The sequence below is a fragment of the Peribacillus faecalis genome, assembly GCF_014712675.1.
GTDB classification, from domain to species: Bacteria; Bacillota; Bacilli; order Bacillales; family DSM-1321; genus Bacillus_AD; species Bacillus_AD faecalis.
Window position 1 is genome coordinate 33,073 of record NZ_JACXSI010000018.1, and the last position, 21,424, is coordinate 54,496.

At 37.8% G+C, this 21,424-nt stretch carries 18 protein-coding genes; 2 read left to right on the forward strand and 16 right to left on the reverse strand.

Annotation, left to right across the window (positions count from 1 at the left end):
• Nucleotides 1–5: 5 nt before the first annotated feature.
• From IEO70_RS08710 to IEO70_RS08780, 15 genes are all read right to left on the reverse strand, one after another.
• Nucleotides 6–1,025 carry an AAA family ATPase gene (locus tag IEO70_RS08710; RefSeq protein WP_190997989.1) on the reverse strand — a complete coding sequence of 340 codons (1,020 nt, stop codon included), beginning with the start codon at nucleotides 1,023–1,025 and terminating at the stop codon, nucleotides 6–8.
• Nucleotides 1,026–1,276: 251 nt separating this feature from the next.
• Nucleotides 1,277–2,464: an MFS transporter gene (locus IEO70_RS08715; protein ID WP_190997990.1), complete on the reverse strand. Its 1,188-nt coding sequence runs from the start codon at nucleotides 2,462–2,464 to the stop codon at nucleotides 1,277–1,279.
• Nucleotides 2,465–2,541: 77 nt separating this feature from the next.
• Nucleotides 2,542–5,748 carry a UvrD-helicase domain-containing protein gene (locus IEO70_RS08720; protein WP_190997991.1) on the reverse strand — a complete coding sequence of 1,069 codons (3,207 nt, stop codon included), beginning with the start codon at nucleotides 5,746–5,748 and terminating at the stop codon, nucleotides 2,542–2,544.
• Nucleotides 5,741–8,731 carry a PD-(D/E)XK nuclease family protein gene (locus IEO70_RS08725; protein ID WP_190997992.1) on the reverse strand — a complete coding sequence of 997 codons (2,991 nt, stop codon included), beginning with the start codon at nucleotides 8,729–8,731 and terminating at the stop codon, nucleotides 5,741–5,743. The genes IEO70_RS08720 and IEO70_RS08725 overlap by 8 nt, the downstream gene beginning before the upstream one ends.
• Before the next feature lie 280 nt (nucleotides 8,732–9,011).
• Complete coding sequence (locus IEO70_RS08730; protein ID WP_190997993.1) at nucleotides 9,012–9,326, reverse strand: hypothetical protein; 315 nt, start codon at nucleotides 9,324–9,326, stop codon at nucleotides 9,012–9,014.
• Between the two features lie 110 nt (nucleotides 9,327–9,436).
• Nucleotides 9,437–10,255 (reverse strand): metallophosphoesterase, encoded by an 819-nt coding sequence (locus IEO70_RS08735; protein WP_190997994.1) that lies wholly within the window; start codon nucleotides 10,253–10,255, stop codon nucleotides 9,437–9,439.
• 2 nt (nucleotides 10,256–10,257) lie between these two features.
• Nucleotides 10,258–10,992: an NAD-dependent deacylase gene (locus IEO70_RS08740; RefSeq protein ID WP_190997995.1), complete on the reverse strand. Its 735-nt coding sequence runs from the start codon at nucleotides 10,990–10,992 to the stop codon at nucleotides 10,258–10,260.
• Nucleotides 10,993–11,060: 68 nt separating this feature from the next.
• Complete coding sequence (locus IEO70_RS08745; RefSeq protein WP_190997996.1) at nucleotides 11,061–11,540, reverse strand: DUF3795 domain-containing protein; 480 nt, start codon at nucleotides 11,538–11,540, stop codon at nucleotides 11,061–11,063.
• Between the two features lie 140 nt (nucleotides 11,541–11,680).
• Complete coding sequence (locus IEO70_RS08750; protein ID WP_190997997.1) at nucleotides 11,681–12,796, reverse strand: hypothetical protein; 1,116 nt, start codon at nucleotides 12,794–12,796, stop codon at nucleotides 11,681–11,683.
• A gap of 11 nt (nucleotides 12,797–12,807) precedes the next feature.
• Complete coding sequence (locus tag IEO70_RS08755; RefSeq protein WP_190997998.1) at nucleotides 12,808–13,620, reverse strand: hypothetical protein; 813 nt, start codon at nucleotides 13,618–13,620, stop codon at nucleotides 12,808–12,810.
• 2 nt (nucleotides 13,621–13,622) lie between these two features.
• The gene (locus tag IEO70_RS08760) at nucleotides 13,623–14,315 is read right to left on the reverse strand and encodes an ABC transporter ATP-binding protein (RefSeq protein WP_190997999.1); all 693 of its coding nucleotides are present in this window, start codon (nucleotides 14,313–14,315) and stop codon (nucleotides 13,623–13,625) included.
• Between the two features lie 189 nt (nucleotides 14,316–14,504).
• Entirely contained in the window at nucleotides 14,505–16,667 is a 2,163-nt protein-coding gene (ppk1, locus tag IEO70_RS08765) for a polyphosphate kinase 1 (protein ID WP_328820896.1), read from the reverse strand.
• A complete protein-coding gene (locus IEO70_RS08770) occupies nucleotides 16,654–17,574 on the reverse strand; it encodes a Ppx/GppA phosphatase family protein (RefSeq protein WP_190998001.1) in 921 nt (306 codons plus the stop codon). Before IEO70_RS08770 ends, ppk1 begins: the two co-directional genes overlap by 14 nt.
• Before the next feature lie 162 nt (nucleotides 17,575–17,736).
• A complete protein-coding gene (locus IEO70_RS08775; protein ID WP_190998002.1) occupies nucleotides 17,737–17,889 on the reverse strand; it encodes a YpzG family protein in 153 nt (50 codons plus the stop codon).
• A 105-nt stretch (nucleotides 17,890–17,994) separates the two neighbouring features.
• A complete protein-coding gene (locus tag IEO70_RS08780; RefSeq protein WP_190998003.1) occupies nucleotides 17,995–19,047 on the reverse strand; it encodes a threonine aldolase family protein in 1,053 nt (350 codons plus the stop codon).
• 170 nt (nucleotides 19,048–19,217) lie between these two features.
• Between IEO70_RS08780 and IEO70_RS08785 the strand changes: the two genes are divergently transcribed.
• Both IEO70_RS08785 and IEO70_RS08790 read left to right on the forward strand, forming a co-directional pair.
• Nucleotides 19,218–19,781, forward strand: a complete 564-nt coding sequence (locus IEO70_RS08785; protein ID WP_190998004.1) for an FAD-dependent oxidoreductase — start codon at nucleotides 19,218–19,220, stop codon at nucleotides 19,779–19,781.
• Nucleotides 19,782–19,846: 65 nt separating this feature from the next.
• The gene (locus tag IEO70_RS08790) at nucleotides 19,847–20,143 is read left to right on the forward strand and encodes a hypothetical protein (RefSeq protein ID WP_190998005.1); all 297 of its coding nucleotides are present in this window, start codon (nucleotides 19,847–19,849) and stop codon (nucleotides 20,141–20,143) included.
• Between the two features lie 260 nt (nucleotides 20,144–20,403).
• On the opposite strand, the gene IEO70_RS08795 is transcribed toward IEO70_RS08790, so the two are convergent.
• Nucleotides 20,404–21,285, reverse strand: coding sequence for a radical SAM/SPASM domain-containing protein (locus tag IEO70_RS08795; protein WP_190998006.1), 882 nt, complete (start codon nucleotides 21,283–21,285; stop codon nucleotides 20,404–20,406).
• Between the last annotated feature and the right edge of the window lie 139 nt (nucleotides 21,286–21,424).

Here is a 21,424-nt window from a genome sequence, read left to right on the forward strand (position 1 = left end):
GAATCTTAAATCAACAATTTGTCTATTTCTATTATTGCTTTTTTCAATCGTTCTTCGTAGCTCCCCTGAAGTATCGTGTAAGAAATATTTTGCTCTGACAATAACCTTTTTAATAATTGACTACTATAAGTTCGATCTCCAACATAACCTCTAGTCCCATCATCAACAAAAGATACATCATCTTCGAGAAACAGCCATAAGTCATAATGTTGCTGTATAGCAATTTCTCGAAGCAAGTCATGATCTTTCCCTAAATATTCATTATAAAATCGTCTTGTGACAGTTGCTTCAGTATCACAAAACAACAGTTTGTTAGACTGATAAACAGCTTTTTCTTCGAAGTATTTTTGTCGATAAGCAATTCTTATTAAATCTTCATCAGAAAAGTAATCATAGTCATTTAATTCTTCATAGTAAGTCCGCCCTTGTTCTTCTGCATAATTTGTTCCATATATGAGTGCCAAGTTTTTCACTAAGGTAGATTTCCCGCAGCTTTCACTGCCAATCACAACTACTTTTTTAACAAAATATCTTTGCACTGCTTTCGGAATCATATCCCAATGAGCAAAAACGCCATCCCTTCTTATGACAGTAGATGATATCGGAAATCTTTCTCTCTTTTCATCTAAGACAATATGATTTGCTTCAGGATAAAGTGTTTCAAAAAAGACATCATAGCTGGAGTCAGAAGAGAATACATGCGAAATTGGCTTTCCGATGACTCTTTTTATCTCCTCCGCTCCTATTTGCCAATCTTTAATATTCATCGTATTGGGATTGTAGACCGTATGTACTTGAACATGCGGCATATGCTTTGTAATTTCTTTCCACCATCTTGCGCGAATTTGATAAGAAAAATATGGAGCTAGTGAATCTTTGTGAAGTTCATTCTTTTCCGAATCTTCGTCATAACAGACGATAACATGCAATTCATCGACCATTACAGAAGCCATTAACATCGCATATACATGCCCGTTATGAAGAGGCGTAAACTTCCCGCCGTAAAATCCAACTGTTTTACCCATTAATAGCCACTTCCTTGTCTTCATTTATAACTGCCGCTTTGGACATTTTTGGCCATAAATATTACTAACCAAATGATTTCAAATAACGTCCAGCCTTTCCAAAATTCCCTCATCTCATCTAAATCACCTCTTCTTGCTTATAATATACCTAAGAATTTTATCGACAAAACAAAGAGCACAGACATAGCCTCCCTGCCTTTCGGACAGCAGCAAAATGCCTGTGCATACAATTTCGTTACAATTCACCTATTTCAGCTTGCTTTTGCCATTTTGCCGTTAGCTTTCTGCTTCCATATAAACGAAATGACAAACGTAATCGCTAAAATGAAAAAACCGAGTACAAAGGGATAGATGATATTTACATCGAATAATGAGCCTGCTAATGTCGGGCCTAAAATACTTCCTATACTCATATAAGCATTATTCATCCCCATCGCAAAACCTTGCTCGTTTCCTGCCAACTTCGAAATTAATGTATTAAGAACTGGTCTTAAGATTGATGTTGCCAAGAAAATCAGCAAAGTAATGCCAAAAAACAGAAAATAATTGTTGGCCACTATTGAAAATAAAAACCCTACCGTTGTCAAACCGATAAAAAAAGAAAGAATGGCACTTTCTCCAAACTTGCGAACGAGACGATCGACAACAAATAATTGTACAATTACACTAATAACTCCTGTAGATGTAACCATAAGCGCAATGTCTTGCGGTGTTGCACTGAACTCATAATCGACAAAAAGTCCAAGCACCGATTCATACGCCATTAACCCGAAGCTCATCACAAGCGATATGATCAACAAAATAAAGTATGGCGTCTTTACTGACTTGAAGATTTTTACGATCATCGCTTCATTTGGAACTGCAATCGCATCCCCTAAATCCTCTTTGCTTTCCTTAAGCATCACAATTGAAAATATGACCGCAGCGACTGCCACGATAGCTGATACCAATAAAGGAACTTTCAAGCCGAAATCGGCAATAAAACCGCCAACTCCCGGTCCAATAACAATCCCTAATGACATCGCGGCTGAGACAAGACTATTACCTTTCGCTCTTTGGTCAATTGTCGTAATATCCGCTATATAAGCAAAGATCGCCGGTATTAACAGAGCGGCACCTATTCCTCCGATAATACGAGATCCATATAATACCCAAATTGAATCAGACAAGTAAAAAATAAACATTGATAATGCCAATCCTGCAAGACCGAAAATGATCATTTTCCTGCGACCGTATTGGTCAGCCCATTTTCCCGCAATCGGCGACATCAAAAATTGAGCAGCGGCAAATATTGCTATTATGAGACCTGCCGCTTTCCCCCCTTGACCGATTGATTCTAAATATTGGGGCAAAATTGGAATGATGATCCCAAAGCTGGCAAGCGCTATAAACATGTTCACCATTAAAATAACAATCTTCTTACGCTGTTCCGCTGACAAGTGTATCCCTCCCCTTTCACCGGCAACTTCAAGTTGCACAAGGCACTAGAAAAGGATATATAATTTTAACAATTCTGTCAATAAAAACCACTCTTCTCTTTTTCTAAGAAAAACAGCTCTGCTTGAACGGATTGGCTATTAACAATCTGCTTCCATACTTCCCGGTAAAAAGTAAGCTGTTTTTGATAAAATGCGTGAAGTTTATCTTCCTCCTGCCAATTGTGCAGTCGATCTGTTTTATAATCAATAATCATCCAATTATCATTAATCCGATACACAAGGTCGATAACGCCCTTTACAAACACTTTCTCACTTGCAGTATCATTATCAATATAGGGACGCAAAGAACTTTGTTGATCAACCACTAAATGAATCGGGACTTCAGTGTATACTTCATCCGCTATTTTCAAATCGCCCCATATGAAGGACCTCTTCACAGTCTTAATATAATCATTGACTTCCTCAATTTTTGAATACGGTATTTGATGTTTAAACATGGCCTGTGCCATATAAATATCCATATCTTGATTATTTACTAGTTTTTCTAATATATCATGAATGAAGCTTCCCCACTTCATACTCCCCCCATGATCCCGCTCTAAATCAGCAATTTCTGTATAATCCTTTTCCTCTGTCGGGCTCCATTTCACATAGGAGCTCTCTTGGCTATTATCGAGCCAAAAACGCATAGAGCTAATATCCGCTGAAAATTCTGCAGAGAACGAGACAGCAGCTTCCCTTTCCGGCGATGATTCAACCATATCTGGCAGAGACATCTCCTCTATTTTCTCAATATGCAAAAAACGTTCCCACGGATTATTTTTATTCGATTTCTCACTTAAACTTATAATCAATGCTTCTTCAGCTCGAGTGACGGCCACATATAAGATTCGCTTCTCTTCTTCCAATAAATATGCATACTCTTCAGCCTTATGCATTTCCCAATTCAACGGCAAACCGACTGATGCTTTTTGAAATCCTTTTTTAGATAAAAATGCGATATGTCCTATTGAACCATGGTCTTCTCTGTTGATGTGCTTCGTAATCATCGGAGCAGGGTCGACTTTTTTGACCGGATTAGCCAAAAATACAATTTTCGCCTCAAGCCCTTTTGATTTATGAACATTCATAATAGCTACCGCATTCCCTCCGCTCTCAAAATTAGCTACCGTAGTCTTTTCTTCAACCATTTTCGAGAAATTAGCAAATAACTCAAAAAACGTTCCGGTCCCTGCAGATTCTTGTTTCTTCAACATTTCAATTATTTGCAGCAAACTTTTAAATAACTGCTTAGAATGACTGTTAATTAGAAACAGCGGATAAAGTCCGATATCAGTCATAATTTTTTCAAGTGCAACGGCAGGAGTAAACAAACGTACCCAATCATCATATTTTCTCAGCATTTCAAGGCTGGCAATAATTTTTTCTTTTGCGTTTTCATTGATGTCTGATATATAGGCATGACGGTAAATAGAAAACTTGCCTCCGCTGCGTTTCCACTCATATAAATCTTGATCGCTGACTCCAAAAAAGATTCCCCTCAAAACCGCAACTAACGTCAATTCGTCGCCCGGGTCGGATAAGAATTGCAAGAGTAACTTTAATTCCTTAATTTCTTTATGATCGCCAAGAATGACTTCACCGCTAATATTTACCGGTATATGAAGTCTTTCTAAGGCTTCTGCATATACGGGAATGGATTCCGAATAACGGCTTAAAATCATGAAATCCTTCGCTTCATGCCCTTTATTCATTAAATGCCGTACACAGCGTGCTATATTATCGGCATCTTTCCGAATAATATCATCTTTTTTCGTATATTCACCCGGGACAGTCAATGTTTTAATTCCTTCCAAGCATTTACCGCTGTTGTTAAAATATGAATGTAACGGACGATAAGCAGCCTGGTACTTCGTTTCCTTTTCGGGCAACTCTTTTTCAAATACAGCATTTAATACTTTCGTTATGCCACCTATAGTACGGAAATTCATCGTTAACTGAAGCACTTCTCCATCATGCTCACAAATTAGATGCTTCACCCGATTGTATGTATCAATATCGGCTCGGCGAAAACGATAAATGGCTTGTTTCGGATCACCGACGATAAATAAGGAACCCGGCTTCGGTTTGCATTTCGTCCACTCTTTTTCTTCCGGGTTGGCTGCCGTTAGTAAAAACATCAGCTCTGCTTGAAGAGGATCGCTGTCTTGGTATTCATCAATCATGAGAAATCGATACTTTTGCTGAAAATATTGCCTAACTTCCGAATTGTCTTTCAGCAAATTAGTCGTCACTATTAATAGATCTTGAAAGTTCACTAATGAACGACTTTTCTTTAATCGTTCATACTGCTCCAATCCGCCTTTTAAAATATCGACAATTATCGGGTGGCAATATTCCTTCCATTGCTGTAGCAACGGCTTCAATGTTACGTTTATGAAATCTTTAACTTTGTCTTCGTAATGGCGGCCCAATTCTTTGTTTGGCCAATTTTTTAATTTTACTTTTATCGTTTTATTGGCCATTTCAAATATTTCGATGATTTTGCTGTCATTCTTCTCATCAATATGTTTCGCTTTTTTCAATACTTTAATAATTAACTGCTGCAGTGTATCATATCCTCCATCAGGCTCTGCAGCAGGCAGGTAGCTTTCCGCTTCCTTTAGCAAGTCGATAAATTCACCATAAGCAGAGAGAATTAAAGGTTTATCGGAGTGATGAACAATCCAATCGACATCAGGATCGTCCTTGGAATCAAGCAAAAACGTCTGTATCTGTTCAGTATGAATTCCAATTTCATTCATTTGTTCAAGCAGTTTCGGATTTTGTGACGGAAGAACGGTTAAATATAATTGCCAAGCTTCAAGCATAATTTGCCGATCATCTTCTTCCTCTAACTCTGTAAAATTAGGATCAAGCCCGGCTTCAACCGGACGCTCGCGAAGCATTCTTGAACAAAAAGCATGAACCGTGCCGAGAAAACAAGAATCGATGTTTTTCATCGCTTCTTCTAACCTTAGCTTTCTTTTAGCATTCTGTTCTTGCTTCCACTTTTCTTCGAGTTTACCTAAAAAACGCAATTTCAGATCATCCGCTGCTTTTCGTGTAAAAGTAATCGCCGTAATTTCATTGATTTTCCCTTTGCCCGTTATAATGATATTAATGATTCGCTCCACTAAACTCGTTGTTTTTCCTGATCCTGCTCCTGCCTCAACGAGAAAATTCTTTTCCAATTGGCTTACGATTTTTTCTCGAGCATCTTGATCGATAATCCTCTCAGTCATATCCTCTTACCTCCTTAAGGCTTGCTAAACCGCTATACCTTTCATCAGTCAGTTTTTTATGATAAGTAACTGAATCATATGATGCCCTGCGGCAGACAGATTTGTAATCACAGTATCGGCAGTCTTCCAAATCATCCGTCATCATAAAATCACCTTGTTTAATGATGTTAATCAAATCTGTCAATATGACAGTGCCCGATTTTCTTGCATCAGCAGTTTGCTTTCTGACAATTCTTTCTCCAAATCCTTTCGCGGAAGGAAAATAGTACGAACTCTCGATAACTGTGCCGGCTTCCAATCCCATATGCTGTTCAATAGCCAACGCATATATGAAATGCTGTAATTGTCTCCCTCCATTGAATACATTCCGTTCGTTAAATTTGTATGCACTCCCTGTCTTATAGTCAATAATGTGCATTTTCCCGGATTGATCAAAGTCGACACGGTCGCTTTTCCCCGAAACGAGAATGTATTCCTCATCATCCAATGACAACACAGCCGGCTCTATACCATTCAATCCGAACGTATACTCAAATTCATACGGTTCATATATTTCGCAAAAAACTTCCTCTTCTTTCAGAAAAATATCACAGCAATATAAAATGTCAGCTGATTCCGCTTGGAACACACTATTGTTCGGTGGCGTTACCCTTTGTTTCTCCTCATCTATAATCTGTTGCGCCAACTCCATCATTAACGTTCTATGTTTCACATAGTTCGGTTTTTCACATTGTTCCTTTAGGCGTTTCAAAAAAAGCTCAAATATTTTATGCAGCAATATTCCCCTCGTTTTTGCATCAAGCCATCTATTAGCATCATATTCTTTCGATTCAGCAGGTTTAAGTTTCAGCACCTCACTGAGAAAATACGCATACGGACAGGTCGCCAGCATTTCCAGCTTACTGGCTGAAAGTGTCTTATGTTTGTATAAAGCGCTAGCCTCCGTCCCTTCAATATTGACTTTACCGTCATAATCAGTAAACAATTCTGTATGACGCATTTGCTCCGCTATTAAACCATTCATAACATTCGGATGCGCCTCAAACAAACCACTTTGCGGACTATAGCTTTGTCCGCCGGCAAATTGTAGCGCCCAAACATCATACTCTTCTATAGCCTTTTCACTGAAAATCCGGGTTTGAACATCATTGATTTCCTTAAAATCAGCTAAACTGTTCCCGTTGGCAGCCCGATACAATTGCAAAAACAAATAGGATGGATTTAATATCCGGTTATTTGTCACATCAAAATTGCAATAACTCGCAGTTATATGCCCGTTGCATTGCGCAAGCGCCTGCAGAATTGTATATAATCTTTTCTCCGCTTGCTCCTTCAATAACGGCATTTGCAGCCTTAAACGGGCCCTCTCATTGTCAAGCAGGAGCGGGTCTTCCATTATTTTTCCCGGGAAACTCTGATTATCCAATCCAACAAAGTAAGTAAACTTTCGTCGATTATAAATACCGTCTTCATAGTTTGCTGCATGTAAACATCCCGGTTTTGGATCTGATGCAAAAATGCGACCGGCAAGGAGTAATTCTGAAGCTCGTTGCACAGCATCATAAATGGCCAATGTTTCCTCTTTCAAATATGGTAAAATAGCTTCGATTTTACCCATTAATTCTTTATTCGCCGCATAATCCAACTCTGTTATGACTGCAGATTGATTGCTTAAGATTGAACGAATACCGGTCAACAAGCTCTTATAGGAAATTTTCCCTTTATCAATAGAAAGGCTTTCCAAAGCATTCCGAAACCAGTTTTTCATGTAACGTAAGCTTTCCAGTTTCCCGACCCGCTCTTTATGCTCAGAGTCTCGTTCTTGTTCTTCCAATGCGTTTATTGTTTTGTCAAACAGTGAAAGGTAACGTTCCTTTCCCCAACCGATTTGCAAGTCCTTCAAAAGTTTAATCGCCTGCGAATTAGTTGGTGCAGCAGTTCCTTTAAATAAAATTAATCCATCTCGTAATAATGGGAGAAATGTATGGATATGATAGTCGGATTGAAGCCATTTCAATAAACCACCGGCTAATTTGCCCGGTCTACTATATAAAATAGGAAGACCTTCAGAGAAAGTAACGGGAATATTTAGCTTTTGGCTTAAGTGATAAATGGCTGAAATATAGGGTTCAGAGCTCGTGTAGAAGATAGTAGATTGATCGAGAGGTGCTTTTTTCTGTTTAAGAGACTGCAGGACTGCCTTTACTTCAAGCTCTACTGTTTTAGCGATATGTACATCTATTGTTTCTATAGGCTTTGTATAGTTGTTCGGGCAGTATATATAACTTAACGGCACAGGTGGGCCCCATTTTATCGTCTCTATAGAAGGATTTTCCGGAAGGTTGACACCGTAAACTTTCGCGAGTGATAGCTTATATTTTTTCTCTGGCAGAAGCTTTTGTAAAAACTGAAGCTCCAGATTTGTCAGTTGCAAGTTCGGCTGTAAAATGTATAAGCTCTTATTATTTTCCGACACAATCTGTAACGCTTGCTGAAGAACTTCTGCCGAATCGACAAGCTGATTGCTGTCGAGCATTTGCTTATAATGTGCAAGAATCTTTTTAAAATCGTTCCCTTTATTGCTTGATAAAAAATTCGTTTCATCGATATTATTTTCATCATAGCCCGCAAGACGCAATTGCATAATTGTATTATGAATAGACTTGCAAAAAGACGAGGTTATCTCAATGCTGTTAAAGTAATACAACTGACTCTTCTTTTTCAAATTCATTACCGTCTCATAAATGAAGTATTCCGTTATAACTTTGTCGGCAATCGTCCCTAAAAAGATCTTTTGAGAAGACAGAATTTCAACTGCTAATTCATGAACTGTTTTAACATGCAGGTTTACGACGAAACGTTCTTTTTCCATGTAGGCTTCTACAATTTGATTTCCGATATAATACGAATCAGCAATCAAAATTTTCTCACGCAATGGTTCCATATGGCAGATTTGCTTTAATTCGTTGATCATATAATCCATTTTGATCCCCTGCTTTCGTTTTATATATTAAAATCATTCGCCCAAACATCCGTTTCCTCCTTCTTAAATTTACATTTTTTCCAAAAATCAATACCGGTCCTTTTTCATTTTAAAATCAGCCTCCTGAATTCACTTCAACGAAAAAGGAGAAGCTTAAGACTGAGCATGGCTGGTATAAGGTTAGAAAGCTATACAGGTTCAAAGATTTTATGCTTTCTAATAAAGTAAAAAAAAGCACCCGTAAATCTCAGGTGCCTTCTGTTTTTATAATGACTAAAAACTATTCAGTTTGTCTTAGTTCCTCAAAGACAAATACATTGTCCGCATTTAAATCTTGAGATTTAGCGGATAATCTTTTTACGCGCAATTGCGCAATAATCAAATCCAATCTGGCGATGCATAGTTCAGAATCACTCGAAACAGCCGCTTCTCTCAAAAAAGAGTGAACCTCTCTTAATACTTCGGATTCTACTTCAGAGCCTAATTCAATATCTTTCAAGATATAACTTTTTATTTCGTTTTCGACAATATCAGTTTCTCTTGCCAGGTTTTGATATTGATATACTTTTTCCACAAAATCTTTATGACTCAACATGTTGCACACCAACCTTCCTTTTTCCTATAAAGATATTTTACAATACCTTTTATACAGGTTTTATGGATAAAAGGTGTCAATTATCGTAATTTTTAGTATCTTGGAAACGATTAATCTTCCAACTCAATTATCGTAATTGATTGCAACAATTCTTTCTTAAAAAATGTTTCGCTTGGTTCAGCTATATAACCGAGAGGGCTACAGATGACTGTTTTACCATAAAAATTGTTCACTATACCAAACCGATCATGAGTGTGCCCAAAGATGACATATTCGATATTGCTGTATGTATTAATCAGGTCACCGGCAGACTGCGAACCCATAAAGGCATTATACAAATCCCAATCCATGTATTTTGTACGATCAGAAAGGAAATCTTTATACGGCACAAAGTGATGAACGAGAATAATCTTTTTATCTTTGTATCTATTTAACTGATTTTGCATTTGGCTTAACATTTTCGCATTCAGTTGCTGATCATCCATTTGCCATTCGGTCCATTTATAATCTCCCCATTGCTCCAAATGCTCAATCATAGTTTGGTAAGGGATAGTCTCTTTCACAAATGAATAATCATACCAGCCCATCTCACCAATAACAACATAACCATTTTTCAAGTCATATGGCTTGTCTAGCAACGAGGATGGATGTTGTTGCAATAGATGATAGCTTTCCCAAGAAGTACGGTCTTTCTGTTTAACCCAAATGTCATGATTGCCGGGGATAAACAGAACCTTAACTTCCAATTCTGCTTCTAATCTGTCTAACACTTGAATTGTATCATCGGCGTTATCGCACAAATCTCCCGCAATGATAATTAAATTTGCTTCCTGACTTTTCAAACATTGGATAAAGACAGGAAGCAAATCGACGCCTGCATATTTTGAATTCATATCCAGATGTATATCGCTTACTGTTACTATTTTCATTATTACTCCTTTTTGTTGGTTAGCAGACGATCAAGTTCCGTCAGCGTTTCTCCAATCGATTCATGAATGCGCACATCTGCCAAATAGTCATATGGCGTGTCGCTTTTCGTCATTAAAATAATATGCGCACCGGACTGCTTAGCCGCTTCCACTAACGTATTTACCGGGAAGACATTTAAGGATGTCCCGACGACCAGCACTAAATCTGCCTTGCTGATTTCTTCAGTTGCTTGCTCCCAAGCCCCTTCAGGCAAAGCTTCTCCGAATAAGATGATCGGAGGGCGAACGGTTCCGTTGCATCCGGGTGTTTCACAGCAATCATCATGATTTTTCATATATTTATCAACAGAATACTCCCTGTAACATTCATCGCAATATAGGCTGCGCAAATGCCCGTGCATTTCAATGACTCGTTTGCTTCCTGCTTGCTGATGATAGCCGTCAACATTCTGTGTGACGATGGCTTTTACAATGTTGCCATTTTCCCACTCGGCTAAAATTCGGTGACCTTTATTCGGCTGATGAGCTGCCAAGTCCTTCATGCGCATCGAATAAAAGGTTTTGAAAGCTTCCGAGCCGACTGCTGTGATATGGGCTATTTCCTCGGGCTTTTTGCCGGCCCACAATCCGCCGTTTGAGCGAAAATCCGGCAATCCGCTTTCAGTCGACATTCCTGCACCCGTCAGCGCAACTATATACCGAGACTGTTTCATTAATTCTGCTGCTTTATTTAACAAGGTACACCACTCCTTTTTTTGTTATCTCAAAACCATTCATATATATTGTAACTTTATGACCCACTATTTTAAAAATAAAAACCATTATTATTCCAACGCTTAAAAACAACTACCTCAGCATTACAACCGCCCTCACCGTATTCGCATACCATGAGGTTTTTTTCATCAGCAGCGATGCCATAGCATCTGCGGCTTCCTATTTTACACATTTGATTTCCCAAGTATATTTTATTATCATCAAGGAATTTAACGACTTGCCCGCTTGAGAGTGTGTATTCCAAATTAATATAGGAACCTTTGAGCGCATTAAGACTAGTGACTTCTTCCATATCCTCAATGCCGAGCTGGTTAAGCTCAGTGATTAACTTTTCCTTTAGCTTGCAAGGCATATCAGAACATTCGCTGCAATAATCTCTTCCCTTACTATGACAACATAGCGCAATAACACAATCACCATTAAATGGGCGGCCGTTTGTTGCGGCACATCCGCTGCAAGTGTATTTTAACTCACATTTATCACAATCAACGTCACATATTGAAATGCTCATATTTATTTCCTCACCTTTTTATTTGTTTTTTTTAAAAGTTATCGATACATATGGAACAGTCTAAATCTTCACAATGATATTTTTACCCGGCAAATTAAACAGAAAAACCGCCGGCACAATTTTGCCGGCAGCTTATATCATTAATTATTATAAAAAGAATAGTTGATCCCGACACCGCGGTCAGCCATCGAAGGCAACTTACCTCCATATATAAGGCTTCCATCCTTCACATCATAAGCAACCAATAATTGATCTGACGGAAGCCCTCCTGTGTAAGTTCCATATAACACATATATTAGTTTGTCGTTCATTATATGTTCTGTACTGTAGACATACTCATAATCGCCGGCAAAGCTAGGGAAATCATCATCCTCGTTTACTATAGCATCTGTGTCACGATCGATAATCAGCATTTTTTCTTCTGTTTGAAGGAAAATTGTTTGTTCATTCATATCGAAAAATTGAATATAACCCGACATCCCTGATAGTGATGACAAATTAATAATCTCCGTATCTTTCGTTGCAGGATTGAACATTGCCAGCTTATACTCCCGGTCATTATAAGCGATTGTATATATATTGTTATCGAGAGCGATAATATTGGTCGAATTCGCATAATCACCGTCTAATGAAAGTTCACTGACATTCACAACTTGCAACTGAAGCGTCTTCTGGTTGACCTCATATATTTTAATGGATTGTTTCGCGGAGTTCCCATTCATGTCTCCTAAAGCTAGGCAATAATAAATCTTACCGTCAATCTCTAATACAGACTCATTATAGATGCTCTCGCTCATCTTAAGGTCTGGCACTGTTACTTTCTCTTTCATGATTTCATTTGTACTTTTGTTTTTAACTGCTAATTCTACAAACGGATCATTTGAAGCATAAGGATATAAGCTATTAAACCTTGCTATAAATATTACCGCATCGGTTTCTGCCTTTAATGCATTATTCATGCCTCTATACAAATCCTTATGCCGCAAGACTTCCTCTCCTACACCATGTCTTAAATCAAACTCTGTTTTTTCAAAAACAACATCTTCATTTTTTAAATAAACTTTCTCAAAAGCATTCTCATCTGTTTTTATAACATTTTCTAATGTTACTCCATCAAGTACACTGCGATCCCCTGTTAAATCTTCTATTTCCATGACACGGTCAACCGGGGCTTTATTCACCTCAGCAACCGTCACTAATGTTCCGACAGATAATACGCCTATGACAGCAAAACTAATTAATCTCGTAAATTTCATCTTCTTCTCCCCTAAATCGATACTTTTCGTTTCAACAAATAATGACTAATCATTGCGCTGAGCAGAATAAAGACGGAAGTAAAAGCCCAATCCGCCATCGTTTTTTCAGATGTGTACAGCTCTAACGTATTTATATAAATAAATATTGCTATACTGCCAGATACATATAGGAAGCCAGAAAACATACCTGCAATTCTTTTTGAACGATCCATTAAAACAAACACTGACAAAATACTGAAGATCATTACAATAAAACAAATATGATAGAAAAGTGCCGAAAGACTTGTAGGCAAAACAAAACCAATGAATTGAGAATGCAGTAAAAAACTCTGTACAAGATGTTCAGCTACCGCTCCATCAGGTAGCATTAGTTTCATGATTTGGCTGCCAATGATTAAATTTAACAAAATGATGCCGTAATAAGCTAAGAAGACAAATAAAAATACAATCAGTTTACTGAAAAAAATACGAAAGCGGCTACCCTTCATACTCAACAATAAATAAATGCGCTTAGATGCACCAAACCACTCTTTATACCATAAATAAAAACCGATGATAATTAGCAATAAACCTACAAAGAACAGTGCTAGAATCGGAAAAGGATTTTCATCTATAATCGCAGTCAAACTAATCGGATCAATATCTTTCAAAAGTTCTTCCATAGTCATCCCATTTTGCAACGTCATTTGCACTAATCCTTCATTCACATTACCTACAAGCTTCATAAAAATTGCTTGAAATCCAGCTGTCGCCAGTACATATAACCCGATTAGAAAAGGGATGATTTTCCGTAAATCAGTTTCGATAAAAGTTGAAAATTTCATAATTAAGCACCTCGATAAATCTTTCTCATTTTCTCCACTACCGTTAAGCCTTCCAGCTCTGCCTCTGATTTAGAAAACTTCTGCAGCATCTTTCCTTCTTCAATTAATATGATGTCATCGGCAATTCCTTCAATTTCATCAATTTCATGGGTTGTAATAATGATTGTTTGGTTGTCAATCATGAACTCTGACTTCAGAGCGGCAATGAACTCTTCACGCGAAAAAATATCGATTCCGCTGAATGGCTCATCCATTAAGACGTAAGGAGCGTTTTGAGAAAGTCCCGCAACGATTGTAAAACGGGCCAAGTTCCCTTTTGAGAGATCTTTCAACCGCTTATCTTTCGGCAATTTAAAAAACTCCACCATTCTTTCCGCTTTATCCATATCAAAACTATCAAAGTATATATTGGCAAACTTCAAATTTTCCTCCACTGTCCAGTTCAAGTCGTGTGTCGGACAATCAGCTAAGTAGGCGATTTTGTCGATATTATTCTCGTTTACCAGTTCACCCTCAAGCAAAATTTCGCCTTTATTAATCGGAATCAGCTTCATGATCGCCTTCATCGTTGTGCTTTTTCCGACGCCATTCAATCCTAATAAACAAGTAATTTTCCCTTTTTCAAAAGTAACGGTTAAATCATCAAGAATAATTTTCTTTCCATATTTCTTCGTTACATTCCGCAGCTCTATCATTTCAATTCCTCCTGCATCCAATCTCTATTTACAGTTATCAGATTAATGGATAAATCTTAATAAACAGATAGCGTAAATCTTAAGTTTCTCTTAATTTAGAAATGCAGGAATAAGGTTAGACAAAAAAACTGATTAAGCTGTCTATCCTGATGGAAGAGACATACTTAATCAGTTTTAATCTTTAAACGATTATTCAGTTTTTTGTAGTCGATCACGCAACCTCAAAATTGCTTGCCTTAATAACCCGCTTCGTTCTGTGTACTCAGACGGTCTGTTTACCGGAATCGCTGCCTGCTTTATAGCAGCTTCCATTAAAAATTTTTGCGCATCGACTGCTGTATATTCAGCTCCTGAGCGCTTCACATAATAACCGTCATTTTGCATTACTCTCGTTTTGACGTTATCGTTCAGTTGAACTTCCAGCATCTCATTGATTTGCTCTTTCACGTTCTCATCAAAAATCGGACAGGCAATTTCGACACGCTTTTCCATGTTTCTAGTCATAATATCAGCCGAGCCGATATACATCTTCATATTTGCGCCTTCACCAAAACAAAAAATACGCGAGTGCTCTAAAAATCGGCCGACAATACTGATGACTGTTATATTTTCCGTTTTGCCGGGAATTCCGGGCACGAGACAACAAATCCCTCGAATGACGAGTTGTATTTTGACGCCGGCACAAGACGCTTCCGATAGTTTCGTAATGATTTGACGATCGGTCAACGAGTTCATTTTCATCGTGATTTTGCCTGTTTCTCCCGCCTCCGCTTTTGCAATCTCCTCATCGATAAGCTTTATGATTGTTGTCTTCATATTAATCGGTGCAACGAGCAAGTAATCATAATGACCATTCAAGTTAGAAATCGCCATATTTTTAAAGAAATTGGCGGCATCCTTGCCGATTTTTTCATTGCCTGTCATCAAGCATAAATCAGTATATATTTTAGACGTTTTTTCATTATAATTACCTGTGCCGATTTGGGTAATATAGTGAACTTGATTGTTTTCCAATCTCGTAATTAAACAAATCTTCGAATGAACTTTATAGTTTTCAAATCCGTATATGACATTGCAGCCCGCTCTTTCCAATTCTTCAGCCCAATTAATATTATTAGCTTCATCAAAACGTGCACGCAGTTCCATCAAAACGGTAACATCTTTATTATTTTCTACCGCTTCCATTAAGTATTTGACGATGTCTGATTTGTTCGCTAATCGGTAGATTGTAATTTTAATAGACATAACCGTCGGATCAGCAGCGGCCTCTTTTAACAAACGAATAAACGGTTCCATCTGTTCATAAGGGTAATGAAGAACAATATCACGTTTAGTCACTTGGGAAAGAACACTCTCATGTCTATCAACAAGCGGTGAAGGCTGCGGTTCAAAGGCCGGATATGTAATTTGCCGAATCGTATCAATTGAGAATTTATTTTGCAATTCAAATACATAGGACATGCAAAGCGGTGATTCGCTCACAAAAACTTGGTGTTTCTTTATATTTAGACGATCACATAAATAATCAATCAGCTGTTCAGACGCGCCATGTTGAATTTCTAAACGGACAGGCGCAAGACGCTTTCGTTTCTTCAATATTTTTTTCATATGATGGCGATAGTCTTCATCTTCATCAAATAATTCATCTTCCGGGCTGATATCAGCGTTTCGCGTAACCGAAACAATTGTTTTATGTTTAATTTCAAACAGTTCAAAAACTTCATGAGCATATTCAAAAATGATATTCTCCATATTGATGAACCGCACATCTCCGGGCAAATATAAAATGTTTGGCAGCAGCTGAGGTACCGGAATAAGTCCGATTGACTCCTCCGCTTCCCTCTCCATCGATAAAATGATATTTAATGACTTATTTGCCAAGTGAGGAAACGGGTGATGATAGTCGACAATTTGCGGCGAAAGCACCGGCAAAATATTGGTTTTAAAATATTGGTGCACATATTTTTGGCCGGCGCCTGACAAATCTTTCACTTTTAAACGTTCAATATTATAAAGACGCAATTGTTTTTCCAGTTTCGATAAAATCTCATCTTTTTGTTTATACAAAGGGATGGTTTCTTTAAATATCCGTTTTAATTGCTCTGAAGGTGTCAAACCGCTTTTATTATCAACACGATTATTTTTTATCAGCGATTGATCATAAAGGCTTCCGACACGGACCATATAAAATTCATCCAAATTGCTTTCAAAAATGCTGACAAATTTCAATCGTTCATATAAAGGAACATTCTCATCATAAGCTTGCTCCAACACACGCTGATTAAACTTCAGCCAAGATAGCTCCCTATTTGTCGTATAACTAATATCATGCGTTACCTTACCCTTTGGCACTTTGCCCACCATCCTTTAATACTTTGCTGTACAAATATCCTTCACGAACACCATAGTTACTAATTCGAATAACCTCACTGCCGAAATAAGTGGCTATTTCATTTAAAATGAGCATGCCCGGTATTATTGTATGAATTCGATCCGGTACAACCCGTAAAATTCTGCGGTATGTATCTTTTTTTCGCTTGTTTAAAATTTTCAGCATCTTTCCGAGGTGTTTGCAATCAATTGAATTTCTTGCTTCAGATCCCAGTAGATCATTGTTCAATTTACAAGCAGCACGAATGGTTCCTCCGACACCGCATATTTCCTGAAATAACTCATTTTCATCAAATTCGAATAGCTTATCGAGCTCAAATCTGATTTCTTCCACAATTGCATGCTTTTCGCTCTTTTTTGGGAGCAGTTTTGATACATGCTTTGTAAAAAGGCTTAATGAACCGATCGGCATGCTGACAGCCGTGACAATTTGCCCCCTTCTGTATGAAACTAATTCGGTAGAGCCGCCCCCGATGTCCACCAAAAGACCATCTTGCATGTTTATTACATGAGTAGCGCCAATAAAATCAAGCTGCGCTTCCTCTTCTCCTGAAATGACATCCACATGCACGCCGGTCAGCTCCCGTATAGTCCTCACTACCTCATTTGTATTAACAATATTGCGCAAAGAAGCAGTAGCGAAAACATTTAAATTACAGATTGAGAAATTATTTAAGATCTCCTTATATTCTGAGACAATTTCGCATGCTTTCTCAATACCTTTTTGCGACATCTCTCCTTGTTCAACATACCCCGCTAATCCGGCCATTGTTTTTTTATGTAAAAGAGATGATAATTCGCCGTTTTCATATTGATATATCGTTAATCTAATTGTATTCGAACCGACATCGACAATTCCATAAATCATTACTTTTCCTCTTTTCAAAAAGTATCATTTGTGCTATTCTATCATTTAATTTATATGAATATAGTGAATATTTTCTAAAAGTATTGTGTAACATATAAGAAAAAGGCCGGCTATGCATGCCATTATGCGTTAGCCGACCTTTTTTCGTATCAAATATCCAGTTTACCACCTATGCGCTTTTGCGTTACTTCTCAAGATAATGTTGTTTTGAGACATTTGAGTATGACCGTTCACTTGAGATTTTTGCCGCTTAGGCCTTGTCCAATTGTGGTGAAATTTTTGAGAATGCGGATCTAACTGATCAATATAACTCATTGCAAAGTCACCTCTTCATGAATGTGATTGGATATTCGATTACAGGGTGATATTATAAAATATCATTATTATTTTTTACAAATTAGTATGATTTTATACCGTGTTCTACAGATGGTGAGCAGCAGTCTTGCTGTCGCAAATTCTAGTAACAGCAGCCAAGAAATTCAGCACTTCCGACTCAAGTGTAGCCCATGACGTAATTAAGCGAATAGCTGAACGGTTTTCATCCACCCTTTCCCATACATAAAAAGAAAAATCTTTTTGCAGCTCTTCAATTTCCTCATCTGAAAAAATCGGGAACAATTGATTAGTAGGCGACTCCGCCAAAAATGATACTCCGCGTTCCACCAGACCGTTTTTCAGCATCTTTGCCATCTTATTGGCATGTTGGGCCAAATCCATATATAGATTTTCTCTGAATAATTCTGAAAATTGAATGCCCAATAACCGACTTTTCGCCAACAGTGCACCCTTTTGCTTTATAAGATAACGAAAATCTTCTTTTAAGGCATCGTTACAAATAACAAGCGCTTCTCCCAACAAGGCTCCATTTTTTGTGCCGCCAATATAAAAACAATCGACTAAACTGCTTAACTCACCAAGCGACAAATCGTTCGCTTCAGAAGCTAATGCCGATGCCAGTCTTGCGCCGTCAACGTATAACAGCATACGATTGTCATCGCATACTTTTCTTAGTTCCATTAATTCTTTCTTATTATAAATAGTTCCCACTTCTGTCGGATTCGAGATATACACAAGCTTTGGCTTTACTGTATGCTCGTCGCTATGTAGATTCAAAACCGCTTCCACTTGCCCGGCATTCAGTTTACCTTGATAAGCTGGCACTGTTATTACTTTATGGCCCGTGCTTTCAATCGCACCTGCTTCATTGACAAAAATATGCCCTGTACTAGGTGCAATAACAGCCTCATGCGGTCTTAAAAAAGCAGAGATTGCCAGCAAATTCGTTTGTGTGCCTCCTGAAAGCAAATGAACATCAACATCATCGCGGTTCATTTTCTGCTTGATATAATGAATGGCATCACGAGTATGACGGTCATAGCCGTATCCTTCCTCTTGCACCAAATTTGTTTCCAACAAAGCATGCAATATATTAGGATGTGCCCCTTCACTATAATCATTCTTAAAGCTGTACATTTTTAAACATTCCTCCAACGAAATCATATGATATTCTATTGCATTCATTATACATCAACAATTAAAAAACATTTTTTATTTAAAAATTTAGAATATTGCGGTTAATAATTTGACATTTCCTTACAATTACTTATACTTGCTAATGAGAAACAAAGAAAGGAATGATAATAATGAATGATCTTATAATCATCGGAGCCGGTCCTGCCGGTGCAAGTGCGGCTATTTTTGCTGCAAAAGCCGGCAAAAAGACAATAGTAATCGATAATGACAAAAGTATGACAAAACGTGCATGGGTTGAAAACCATTATGGCGTTAAGGAAATTTCCGGTCCTGATTTAATCGAAATCGGAAAAGAACAAGCTTTAAAATTCGGCGCTGAGGTAATTCAAGCAACAGTCGAGAAAATAGAAAAAATAGAGCATGGTTTTCAAGTGGTAACTGACGACAATGGTCATTTCGAGGCTAAGCATGTATTAATTGCATCCGGCATATCATTGCAAGCAGTTGAAGCTTCCGGCATTGAAACAAAGGCCGGAACGGAACCGCGAATTAAGACAGTTATAGCTGTTGATGCAGACGGAAAAACGAATATTCCCGGCATTTGGGCAGCCGGCACTTGCGCCGGGGTCAGCGTTCACACAATAATAACAGCCGGTGATGGTGCCAAAGTTGCCATCAACATTATCAGCGAACTTAATGGCGAGCGGTACGTCGATCACGATCTTTTAAAATAATAGGTTATTCTCCTTCTCTGCAACCCTGATATAATAGCACTATACATAAATGAAGGAGAGTAAGAATGAACAAGAATGCAATTGAACAACAAATAATTAAAAATTATCAAAGCGATGAAAAGATGATGATTCTGGTCTTCGCTCAATGGTGTGTAAACCATGATTTAAACCCGGAAGAGTTATATTTACGCGCCTACCCTCACCAGTCAGCGAATCCTGCTTTAAAAGAAGCACTCGAATTAACTGTACCGAAAGAGGAAGCTGGTGCAATCGCCAACGATACAGTACTAAACGTTCTATCGTTATTCGGCAATGATGATCTCGCTTTTATTGTGAGCGAGGAAATTAATAAAATGAAATAACATAAAAAAGCGATCTGGACGCAACTTACATGTTGCTGCCAGATCGCTTTTTGACTTCTTAATAAAATATAAAATTTTGAACTTGGATAGCTGTCTAACCTTACACCTGCCATGCTCGGTCCTAAGCCACCCCGACCAAGAAACCAAAACCGGGTTTCTCGTTCGGTTTGTCTTAGTCCTCCCGCATGTCTCCTTTTTCATTGAAGTAATATCAGGGAGTGAAATCAAGAATGAAAAAGGACCGATGACGGTTTTTCTTACTATTTCTTATGACGCTTTGCATATCCGCATCTTTTGCACAATTCTTCTACGGCGCATCTTCTCGAAAATCCATCGTACATATTTTTAGCACGCTCACTCTCGATGATTTCTTGAACAGTCGACTCAAAAATATTGCCAAGCGGGATGTTTCCTTCACTGTCCAGACAGCAAGGTACGACCGTTCCGTCTACTAATACACCGATTTGGTCACGCAATCCGTAACAGAATACATTCTCATCGATGACGTCGCGATCCATATCCGGCCATTCAAATTTCTCGGCCATATTTAAATAGACACGATCTTTCAGTTTAATATTTTGCGAGTTTTGCAGCTCTTCACTTAAACGAATATTTAAAGAAAGCTGTTCTTCTAGCATCGTCAAAATATCATCATTCAGCTTATTACTGGCCTTCAATTCTTCCGTGCTCATATTCCATAACCGAATCGCACAAATGACATCTGTTGTTTCCATAGCTTCTTTAATGAATTCTGTAATGTTTCGCACGTACGTATTTAAATCATTATTAATGTCATTCGCTTCAAAACTGTGAAGCGAAATGTTAATTTGACGTAGTGCCTTTTTATCCAGAAGCTTCTCTTTCACCTTTTGAATGAGCGTTCCATTTGTAGTAATGTTGACTTTCAAATCATGTTCAGCACTAATGTCCAAAAATGTTCCTAAATTTTTATTTAAGAACGGCTCCCCCATTAAATGAAAATATATATGATTCGTGTGAGGTTTCACTTTCTCGACTATATGCGTAAATTGCTCCAGGTTCATGAATTTTAATGTTCTTTTCAAGCTGGAACTCGGACAGAAATTGCATTTCAAATTGCATATATTCGTAATTTCAATATAAACTTTTTTAAACTTTCTCATGCAGACATTCCCCTATTTTTTCAATCTGTGTTTAACTATACTCGTAAATAGAGTAAGAATGCAATGAAAAAGTGAAATTACCATTAGACAATGATCTTTTTTCTACTTAAGAAAGAATATTTTTGAACGTAGATAGCTG